This window comes from Daejeonella sp., from assembly GCF_037719425.1.
Classification (GTDB): domain Bacteria; phylum Bacteroidota; class Bacteroidia; order Sphingobacteriales; family Sphingobacteriaceae; genus Daejeonella.
Window position 1 is genome coordinate 1 of sequence record NZ_JBBJNI010000127.1, and the last position, 10202, is coordinate 10202.

General features: G+C 43.2%; 9 protein-coding genes and 1 pseudogene. 9 read left to right on the plus strand and 1 reads right to left on the minus strand.

Annotation, left to right across the window (positions count from 1 at the left end; all coding sequences use genetic code 11):
• Nucleotides 1–23: 23 nt before the first annotated feature.
• From truA to WKF69_RS14975, 7 genes are all read left to right on the plus strand, one after another.
• A complete protein-coding gene (truA, locus tag WKF69_RS14945) occupies nt 24–821 on the plus strand; it encodes a tRNA pseudouridine(38-40) synthase TruA (protein ID WP_340382885.1) in 798 nt (265 codons plus the stop codon).
• Nucleotides 808–2574: an ABC transporter ATP-binding protein gene (locus tag WKF69_RS14950; protein WP_340382874.1), complete on the plus strand. Its 1767-nt coding sequence runs from the start codon at nt 808–810 to the stop codon at nt 2572–2574. Before truA ends, WKF69_RS14950 begins: the two co-directional genes overlap by 14 nt.
• Before the next feature lie 136 nt (nt 2575–2710).
• The gene (dctA, locus tag WKF69_RS14955; RefSeq protein WP_340382875.1) at nt 2711–3985 is read left to right on the plus strand and encodes a C4-dicarboxylate transporter DctA; all 1275 of its coding nucleotides are present in this window, start codon (nt 2711–2713) and stop codon (nt 3983–3985) included.
• A gap of 225 nt (nt 3986–4210) precedes the next feature.
• A complete protein-coding gene (gene sucD, locus WKF69_RS14960) occupies nt 4211–5083 on the plus strand; it encodes a succinate--CoA ligase subunit alpha (protein ID WP_340382876.1) in 873 nt (290 codons plus the stop codon).
• A gap of 162 nt (nt 5084–5245) precedes the next feature.
• Entirely contained in the window at nt 5246–6274 is a 1029-nt protein-coding gene (locus WKF69_RS14965) for a DUF3500 domain-containing protein (protein WP_340382877.1), read from the plus strand.
• A 134-nt stretch (nt 6275–6408) separates the two neighbouring features.
• Complete coding sequence (locus WKF69_RS14970) at nt 6409–6795, plus strand: septal ring lytic transglycosylase RlpA family protein (protein WP_340382878.1); 387 nt, start codon at nt 6409–6411, stop codon at nt 6793–6795.
• Between the two features lie 109 nt (nt 6796–6904).
• A complete protein-coding gene (locus tag WKF69_RS14975; protein ID WP_340382879.1) occupies nt 6905–7264 on the plus strand; it encodes a methionine-R-sulfoxide reductase in 360 nt (119 codons plus the stop codon).
• A 6-nt stretch (nt 7265–7270) separates the two neighbouring features.
• Here WKF69_RS14975 and WKF69_RS14980 read toward each other — a convergent pair whose 3' ends face one another.
• Entirely contained in the window at nt 7271–7600 is a 330-nt protein-coding gene (locus WKF69_RS14980) for a hypothetical protein (RefSeq protein ID WP_340382880.1), read from the minus strand.
• Between the two features lie 464 nt (nt 7601–8064).
• Here WKF69_RS14980 and fabG point away from each other — a divergent pair, with 464 nt between their 5' ends.
• Together fabG and WKF69_RS14990 are read left to right on the plus strand one after the other, a co-directional pair.
• Nucleotides 8065–8808 (plus strand): 3-oxoacyl-[acyl-carrier-protein] reductase, encoded by a 744-nt coding sequence (fabG, locus tag WKF69_RS14985; RefSeq protein WP_340382881.1) that lies wholly within the window; start codon nt 8065–8067, stop codon nt 8806–8808.
• 223 nt (nt 8809–9031) lie between these two features.
• Nucleotides 9032–10202: pseudogene (locus WKF69_RS14990) on the plus strand (hypothetical protein); the annotation flags it as partial.

The following is a 10202-nucleotide window of genomic DNA, read 5'->3' on the forward strand; positions in this document are numbered from 1 at the left end:
TACTTCTTCTTTACATTTGCAACTTGGACACTGCAAAGAGATATTTTATAGAAATTGCCTATAACGGCACCGCCTATCATGGCTGGCAGATCCAGAAAAACGCCCATTCCGTTCAGGAGGTATTAAATAAAGCCATGTCCACTGTATGCAGGGAAGAAGTGGAGACTTTAGGCTGCGGCCGAACCGATACCGGTGTCCACGCCCGACAGCTTTTCGCACATTTTGATCTCAAAGGCCAGACGGATATGATGGATCCTCGTTTTTTACTTAGCCTGAACTCACTGCTGCCTTATGATATCTCCGCAAAAACAATCATTGAAGTAAAGCCTGATGCTCATGCCCGTTTTGATGCGACGAACCGCTCTTATGAGTATCATATTCATTTTAAGAAGGATCCGTTTAAACATAATTTATCCTGGCTGCTCAGGGACATTCCGGATGTCCATCTGATGAACAAGACCGCCGAAATTATTAAAGGCTATACCGATTTTAGCTGCTTCAGCAAATCAAATACCCAGACGTTCACCAATAATTGCAAGATATCAAGGGCTGAATGGATTAAAACTGATGATGGAATGATCTTTTACATTTCCGCTGACCGTTTCCTGCGTAATATGGTCAGGGCTATTGTTGGAACCCTTATGAAGGTAGGTAAAAGGGAGATAGAGCCTGAAGAGATCAGAGCTATAATAGAAAGCAAGAACAGATCCAATGCCGGTGAGTCTGTTCCAGCCTGCGGCCTTCACCTCACCGAAGTTAGCTACCCATATTTATCAAAGTCGCACCCGCTCACATACATTTCAACCAATGGCAAAAATTAGCGGAAAAGCTGTTGATGTAAGTCTCCTGAAAAGGATATTTCAATATGTAGGTCCTTACCGCAGGATCTTCGTGTGGTCGATGTTGCTGACAGTTATTCTTGCGGGCCTGGCGCCCATCAGGCCGTGGTTAATTCAGCTAACGCTGGATAAATATATTGTAGAAAACGATAGTTCGGGCTTGTTAAAAATGACCCTTATAATGGTTGGCCTTTTGCTTGTGCAAACCTTTGTTCAATATTTTCACACCTTTTATACCAATGTTCTGGGCCAGTCGGTTATTAAGGACCTGCGGATCAATGTTTTTAACCACATAAGCAGTCTGCGATTGAAGTATTTTGATCGCACACCCATTGGACAGCTTATCACGCGTACTGTATCTGATCTCGAAACCATAGCGGATATCTTTTCGGAAGGACTTATAGTGATCATCGGAGACATTCTGCAGGTCGTAGCCATTATTGCTGTAATGCTATATACCGATTGGGAGCTGACGCTTGTGGTCCTAATACCGATGCCCTTTCTAATTGTGGCTTCATACGTTTTCAAGGAAGCTATCAAATCTGCATTCCAGGAGGTGCGTACTCAAGTTTCTAACCTCAATACCTTTTTACAGGAGCATATTACCGGGATCAAGATCATACAATATTTTGCCCGGGAGAATCAGGAGATGCGGAAGTTCAAGGGTATCAATGCGAAACACAGGGATGCACATATCCGCTCTAACTGGTATTATTCTATTTTCTTCCCGGTTGTCGAAATTATTTCAGCTATGTCTTTAGGTTTATTGGTATGGTGGGGATCGGAGTCAATTCTTGCTGACAGGATCACGCCCGGTGTAGTGGTTTCATTTATCATGTTCATCAACATGCTGTTCCGGCCAATCCGGGAACTTGCAGATAAATTCAACACCCTCCAAATGGGGATGGTCGGCGCGGAAAGGATATTTAATGTGCTTGATACTCAGGAGAAGACCGAAAATATAGGGAAACATAAACCGGAAACCTTAAAAGGCGATATTGAGTTTAAGAATGTGTGGTTTGCTTACAACGATGAGAACTGGGTGTTGCGGAATATATCATTTCATGTGAAGCCCGGTGAAACACTAGCGCTTGTAGGTGCCACCGGTGCCGGAAAGTCTTCGACTATCAATATTCTGAACCGGTTCTATGAAATCAATAAAGGGACCGTAACAATTGACGGCGTCGATATACGGGACTATGAGCTGAGCTACCTGCGTTCGCATATCGCAACTGTCTTGCAGGACGTGTTTCTGTTTTCGGATACCATAGCCAACAATATCAATCTGAATAACAAGAAGGTCACCCGGGAGCAGCTTACCATCGCAGCGCAAGAGGTCGGAGCGGAAGAATTTATCCAGCGGCTTCCCGGTGGATTCGATTACAACGTGATGGAACGCGGCGCCACCCTTTCTGTCGGTCAAGCTCAATTGATATCGTTCATACGGGCCATGGTCTATAATCCCCGGATACTTGTTTTGGATGAAGCTACGGCATCGGTTGATACTGAAACTGAAGAGCTCATACAGAACGCTATCACAGTACTGATGGAAGGCCGCACCTCTATCGTTATCGCTCACCGCTTGTCGACTATTCAGAATGCCGATAGGATCATCGTGTTGGATCATGGAGAAATCAAAGAAATGGGATCACACCAGCAGTTGTTAAAGATAGATGGATATTATAAGCGCCTCTACGATCTTCAGTTTAATTCAGAGGGAATAGAAAGAGAATGAGTTATACGTGTTACGTTATACGTTTTACGTCTGGGCGGTTAGCGCGGTCACTAGCACAGCGTTTAGGTACTTATAACGTAAAACGTATAACGTATAACTTTTTATTACCTTAGTTTTTCAAGTTCAGATCCAGTCCATGAAGCGCGTCCTCACCCATCTTACCTTTCAGGTACTTGTTGCTATTGTTATTGGAGTATTGGTCGGTTTAAACTTTCCCGGATTTGCTCCTACTGCTAAGCTGATCAGCCAGACTTTTATCAATATGATCAGCATGCTTATTGCGCCGATCATTTTTTTTACCATTGTTCTTGGGATCGCGCAAATGGGCGATATGAAAAAAGTTGGCCGGGTAGGTGGGAAGGCGCTTTTATACTTCGAGGTCATTACTACTCTTGCCATCGTAATCGGACTATTAGTAGCAAATATTTTTCAGCCCGGTAAAGGGGTGGATATACGATCCACGCATCCGGATATCGCTAAAATTCAGCCATTTCAAGATGGAGCTGCTGAAATGAACTGGCTGGAGTTCGTCGCTCATATTGTTCCCAAGAATATTTTTGAATCATTCGCAAAAGGAGATATCCTCCAGATCCTGTTCTTTGCGGTGCTTTTTGGTTTCGCTTTAAGCCGTATGGGTTCAACCGGGACTTCCCTGATCAATACCTTTGAAAAGCTCTCGCAGGTCATCTTTAACATCATGAAGATGATCATGAAACTCGCTCCCTTTGGCGCCTTTGGCGGAATGGCTTTCACGATTGGGACCTATGGGATTGAGACCCTTTATCCTTTGGGAAAACTGATGATCTCGGTTTACATGACCATGATCCTGTTCATTTTCGGGGTTCTTAATATCATCGCCTACATTTTTAAATTCAGTCTTTGGAAATATCTCAAATTCATCAGGCAGGAAATTGTGATCGTACTGGGTACCTCATCCTCAGAATCGGCTCTGCCCAGCATGATGCAGAAGATGGAGAAATTCGGCTGCTCTAAACCTGTTGTTGGTTTGGTGATCCCAACAGGCTATTCCTTCAACCTCGACGGGACATCGATATATCTTTCCATGGCGGTCATCTTCCTGTCTCAGGTATTTAACATCAATCTTACTATTAGCCAGCAGCTGACAATTATTGGCGTATTAATGATCACGTCCAAGGGAGCGGCGGGCGTTACAGGCAGCGGATTTATCGTGCTCGCGTCCACTCTTACCGCCTTGAAAGTCATTCCCATAGAAAGCATTGCTATTTTACTGGGTGTCGACCGGTTCATGTCGGAGGCCAGGGCGATAACCAACCTGATCGGGAACGGCGTAGCTGCGGTTGTCATCGCTAAAAGCGAGAAAGAGTTTGATCAGGAAGCTTATAAGCGGGCTACCGACCCGAAGACCGGGGATTTGATTAGTGAAGGTTAGTTGCTTCGCTTCGCTCGCAATGACACAGTTTTCAAAGTAAATGCAGTTGCGTCGCTCCGTTCGCAATGACACGACTTATTTTTGCATTCTGGTTTTGACTTCGCTGTTATTCCAGGTGTATTGTAATTGCGAGCGAAGCGAAGCAACCTATTACAATTCTTTTTCCCAATTACCTTTTGAGATTATGGCCTATTCTGTTAGCTTTGCGGTACAAAAATATATCCAATGAGTGTACTGGTTAATAAAGATTCTAAAGTTATTGTTCAGGGTTTTACAGGAAACGAAGGCACTTACCATGCCTCGCAAATGATTGAATACGGAACACAGGTAGTAGGTGGTGTAACGCCCGGAAAAGGTGGTCAAACCCATCTTGACAGGCCCGTATTTAATACTGTGAAAGATGCGGTCGACAAGACTGGAGCTAACGTATCTATCATCTTTGTACCGCCGGCATTTGCTGCAGATGCGATCATGGAAGCTGCTGAAGCTGGGATCAAAGTAATTGTTTGTATCACTGAGGGTATCCCAACCAAGGATATGATCTTGGTTAAGGAATATCTGGCTGATAAGGATTCACGTTTAATCGGACCTAACTGCCCGGGTATCATCACTGCTGACGAAGCGAAAATTGGTATCATGCCAGGATTTATCTTCAAGAAAGGTGGTGTTGGTATCGTTTCAAAATCAGGTACCCTAACTTACGAAGCAGTTGACCAGGTAGTGAAAGCTGGATTAGGTATTACTACAGCAATCGGTATTGGCGGTGACCCGATCATTGGTACTCCAACTAAAGAAGCTGTAGAATTATTGATGAACGACCCTGAAACTAAAGGAATTGTTATGATCGGCGAGATTGGGGGAAGCATGGAAGCAGAGGCTGCACGCTGGATCAAAGAAAATGGTACTAAGCCGGTTGTAGGCTTTATCGCTGGCCAGACAGCGCCTCCGGGACGCCGTATGGGTCACGCAGGAGCTATTGTAGGCGGTGATGACGATACAGCAGCTGCAAAGATGAAGATCATGAGAGAATGCGGTATCCGCGTTGTTGAATCACCAGCTGAAATTGGCGCTGCAATGGCGGAAGAGCTGGCGAAATAAGTAACAAGTATTAAGTAGCAAGTATTAAGTATCAGGTATCTGAAACCATAATATCCAAAACCGGCGAATGGCCGGTTTTTTTGTTAAGGAAGGTTTTAACACCTAAACTCGCGAATCAAACTGCAAATTATCGCGATAGGCTTTATTTAATTATATTAGTATATGATAAAGTTTAAAATGCTTTTATTCGGAATAGCCATGGCTATTTCTGTTTTAACGGCAATCCCTTCAAGCGGTCAGAATCTGGCAAAGAAAGCTGAAGCATTTTTAAATACACTATCTCCTGACTTAAGAGCAAAAGCCCAGTTTAGCTTTGGCGATGCGGAGCGATTTAACTGGAATTTTGTCCCGATTGCGAGGCGGGGTCCGTCGTTCCGTGACTTTGATGAAAAACAAAAAAATGCCGCGATCTCCTTATTAAGAGCTTCTTTAAGTGATCAGGGTTATCAAAAGGTGAGCGGTATTATTGAATTGGAAAATGTTTTAAAAGTGCTGGAAAACCGTGCTTTGGCCGACAATCACCGGGATCCCATGAATTATCATCTGAGCATTTTTGGGGAACCTTCGTCATCAAAAGAATGGGGTTGGCGGTTTGAAGGGCACCATATCTCTCTAAATTTTTCATCCATTCAAGGTGTTCTTGTTTCAGCCACTCCATCGTTTTTGGGATCTAATCCGGGTACTGTGAATAGTGGCGTTAAAAAAGGCACACAAATTCTCAAGAAGGAAATGGAACTGGGGTTTTTACTGCTGAACTCTTTGAATGAAGTGCAACTGAAAAAAACCCGTTTCGCTGAAAAGGCCCCCGCCGAAATTATCACCGGAAACAGCCGGAAGGCTTCACTGCTCAGCCCTCCCGGAATTCAATTCACGGAACTAAATGCGTCTCAGAAAAAGATTTTTATGCAGTTGCTGGACGTTTACATCAGAAATTTTGCCTCAGAATTCTCCGGGAAGTTCCTGGCAAACATACAAAAAGCCGGTCTTGATAATTTACACTTTGCATGGGCAGGTAGCCTGACACCAGGCGGCGGACATTATTACAGGATCCAGGGAAAGGTTTTACTAATTGAATACGATAATACACAGAACAATTCCAATCATGTGCATACTGTCGTGCGTGACCTTATGAATGATTTCGGGGAAGATGTTTTAAAAGGACATTATCAGAAACAGGACCACCATCATTGAGTAGCAGTTATAGCGCATTTTCAGTGTGGGTAGGACTAATATTTATGTAGAGTTTGCAGCTAGGAAATTCGCGTATTTGGTCATTCGGGCGAAAAACCCCATCTTTGCAGCCGTTCAACAAATGAATGAAGCATATGAAAACTCTAATTTTTATGCTCTTTACGCTTTTTGCGACAGCATCAGGAGAGCCCGAGCGGAGGAATATTAACACATCAGGTTTAATCACTGTAACCGGAAAAGCTACTTATTACGCCAACAAATTTCACGGCCGCAGAACCGCTAACGGAGAAGTATTCAGCAATAAGAAATTAACGGCTGCACATCTGAAATTGCCATTCGGAACTATAGTTAACATAACAAACGTCGATAATGGCCGGACCGTCGAAGTCAGGGTAAACGACAGGGGCCCGCATAGCAGATTCTACATAATCGACCTTTCACAAGCAGCTGCCAAGAAGATCGGCATGTTCGGTAAGGGAGTAGCTAATGTGGAAATAAGTTATACCCTTCGGGAGAAGTAAATCTAAGCCGCTAGCACAGCGACCAGCAACATCGTTTGTCTAAAGTCATTTCTCCTGCTATATAAACTCTTTATTCAGTGCTGTGTTATCTTTGAATAAACCGCTTTTTATGGAATACAATAAGTTAACCCCCGAAGAAGAATACATTATCCTCCACAAAGGTACCGAAAGGCCTTTTACAGGCGAATTGCTTGAGAATAAACAGCCGGGTACTTATGTATGCAAACGTTGTGACACGCCTATTTACCGCTCGGAAGATAAATTTGAATCCAATTGCGGATGGCCAAGTTTTGATGATGAGATCCCGGGAGCAGTAAAAAGTCTTACCGATGCAGATGGACGCAGAACAGAAATATTATGCAATACCTGCGGTGCACATTTGGGCCATGTTTTTGAAGGTGAAAGGTTTACGCCTAAAAACACGCGGCACTGTGTGAATTCCTTATCAATGAAGTTTATCCCTGCTTGAATCCAGTTACTTCACGTAAACTTCGCCTTTGTATGGTTCAATAACCGAATGGAAGCTATAACCGGCAACGTGGATAAGGTAATAGGTCATAATATCACACCAGCAAATCTCGTCTTTAAAAATCTTGATCTTCGGAAGTGATCCCCTCTGACAGCTTTGCTCCTTATCGTAGTCATATTCTCCCTTATTATCGATACACCAGAAGTTAAACAGATCGAACTCTTTAGGATATGAAAATACGATCTTGAAAAATGTTTCCTCTTTAACATCTTTAAGATCGTCATTCATGTAATGATGATATTTATGGCGGTGGCGGATGATCTTTGCAGTGGTCATAAGAAATAATTTATCTCCTAACCAACAGCCCTTGAAATTGTTCTCATGTTTTCAGAATTTTACTTCCTCGCCCAGATCACGGCCCACAGGAGATATTTCCAGATCAGGTCTGTCTCCTTAAATCCAGCCTTTTCCAATTGCTGCAAATGCCAGTTGACAGGGGTGTGAAAATCGTGCGCATCCTGATGTAATACTTGCTGCTTAACTGGTCATAAAACTTTTCAACTTTATCCATATTGGTACTATAATTAACCGCAGAGAACGCAAAGGTACCCGCAGAGGTCGCAGAGAAAGAGTTACACTAAATGTTGAAAAAAATGAAATTATCAAACCAGCATTTTACTTTGCGTCCTTTGCGAAAAACTCTGTGACCTCTGCGGTTAAAACTCCGCCAAAAACCTTCATCCATAAAATTGCCTTTATTTTTCCAAAAAGTCCTAATTTCACAGTTCTAAATATATGTTATGAAACTACTCGAAGGGAAGATCGCATTAATAACTGGAGCGTCTAAAGGTATTGGCCGTAAGATCGCGGAAAAATTCGCTGAGCATGGCGCTGATGTCGCGTTCACATATTTATCATCTGTCGAGCAGGGTGAAGCTCTTGAAAAGGAGCTGCAGAGCTTTGGTACAAAAGTAAAAGGCTATCGTTCTGATGCCTCAAAATTCGAAGACTCTGAAAAACTGATTAATGATATCGTAGCAGATTTCGGCTCCCTTGATGTAGTAGTAAATAATGCAGGTATCACAAAGGATGGCCTTCTGATGCGCATGACAGAAGAAAACTGGGATGATGTTTTAAATATCAATCTTAAATCTGTCTTTAACATCACTAAGGCTGCTTCCAAAATAATGATGAAGAATCGTAAAGGTGTTTTCATTAACATGAGCTCTGTTGTAGGGGTTCAGGGCAATGCAGGTCAGGCGAACTATGCAGCATCTAAAGCCGGAATTATAGGGTTTTCTAAATCAGTAGCCAAAGAGCTCGGATCGCGAAATATTCGCTCCAACGTAGTTGCACCCGGCTTTATCCGTACCGAAATGACTGAAGTATTAGATCCAAAGGTGGTAGAAGGCTGGGCACAGGCTATTCCCTTAAAGCGGGCAGGAGAAACGGATGATGTAGCCAATCTATGTGTTTTCCTTGGGTCAGATATGGCAGGATATATTACCGGGCAGGTTATTCCGGTTGATGGGGGAATGCTGTAGTAAGTGGAGAGCCTGCCAGCCGGCAGGCAGGTGGACGTGGAGAGTTGAGAATTGCCTTGATTGCGAGTCAAGAGACGGATGAGAGAAACTGAAAACTGAACAGCACCGACGTAAACAAATTGTTGCTATAGCATCTCCTGATTTTAAGATAGCTTAGAGGGTCTTTTAGTTAAAGTTTCAAAGAGAATAAGGCTTTACCGAAAAAAGGCATATTTTTATAACTATGCCATTGTTACTCCAGCTTCAATTTACGTCTACTTCTTTTTTATGGCTTTTGGGGTGCCTGACATTAGGCATAGGTTATGCGATGCTTTTGTACGGCTCGTCTTCACATCTTAAGAAGCATATCCGAAATTCTTTATTCGCTTTAAGAACCCTTGCGGTAACGATCCTTTCTTTCCTACTTTTTGCACCCCTGATCCGAAATGTAAATACGAGTGTTGAGAAACCATTGATCATTATCGCACAAGATAATTCCGCGTCTATCCTGGTTTCGAAGACCAAAGATTTCAATGATAAATCATATGTTGCCAATTTAAAGAAGCTTGAAGAGGAGCTTTCAGCAGATTATGACGTTCGTTCGTTTAGCTTTGGCTCAGGCGTTAAGAATGGTCTTGATCTTTCCTTTAACGCCCCGGTTACCGATATCTCGTCTGTATTTAAGCTTATTGAAGACCAGTTTTCAAACCGTAATATCGGTGCGCTGATCATTGGAAGTGACGGTATTTATAACCGAGGTCCTAACCCTGAGTATGAGGCACGAAACCTGAAATCATCGATCTATACTGTTGCGATGGGTGATACTATAGCGAAAAGGGACTTGCTCATTTCTAATGTCAATTATAACAACATTACCTATCTCGACAACCAATTCCAGGTTGAAATTACTGTGGAGGCTTACCAGGCACCGGGAAGTTCCAGTGTTCTCACCGTATCCGACAAGGGAGGAGTGGTTTTTTCACGGGCTATTGCTGTAAATTCAAATGAATTCCGGCTGACCGTTCCAATTAGCCTGCTTGCAAAGAGTAAGGGCATCCAGCAATACAATATTCGTCTGTCGCCGATCTCAAACGAACTGTCGATAAGAAATAATAGCCAAACTATTTTTGTAGAGGTCATCGATGGGAGGCAAAAGGTGCTGATACTTGCCAACTCGCCCCATCCGGACATCGCTGCTATTAAACAGTCTGTAGAGATCAATAAAAATTATTCGATCAAGACAGCCTTCGCGGGCGAGGTGTCCAAAACTGATATTGACGAGGCCGGGCTTGTAATCCTGCACCAGTTGCCGTCACTAACGAACAGTGCCGAGGATATTTTAAAGATGGTGGCTGCTAAGCCTTTGTTATATGTATTGGGAGCTCAAAGTAACATTGCGGCCTTTTCCGGATCCC

Excerpts from the sequence above, each read along its gene's own strand:
- WKF69_RS14965 (WP_340382877.1), top strand. The coding sequence starts at position 5,246 with ATGATAAAGTTTAAAATGCTTTTATTCGGAATAGCCATGGCTATTTCT.
- WKF69_RS14970 (WP_340382878.1), top strand. The coding sequence starts at position 6,409 with ATGAAAACTCTAATTTTTATGCTCTTTACGCTTTTTGCGACAGCATCA.
- fabG (WP_340382881.1), top strand. The coding sequence starts at position 8,065 with ATGAAACTACTCGAAGGGAAGATCGCATTAATAACTGGAGCGTCTAAA.
- WKF69_RS14975 (WP_340382879.1), top strand. The coding sequence starts at position 6,905 with ATGGAATACAATAAGTTAACCCCCGAAGAAGAATACATTATCCTCCAC.
- WKF69_RS14950 (WP_340382874.1), top strand. The coding sequence starts at position 808 with ATGGCAAAAATTAGCGGAAAAGCTGTTGATGTAAGTCTCCTGAAAAGG.
- dctA (WP_340382875.1), top strand. The coding sequence starts at position 2,711 with ATGAAGCGCGTCCTCACCCATCTTACCTTTCAGGTACTTGTTGCTATT.
- sucD (WP_340382876.1), top strand. The coding sequence starts at position 4,211 with ATGAGTGTACTGGTTAATAAAGATTCTAAAGTTATTGTTCAGGGTTTT.
- WKF69_RS14980 (WP_340382880.1), bottom strand. The coding sequence starts at position 7,600 with ATGACCACTGCAAAGATCATCCGCCACCGCCATAAATATCATCATTAC.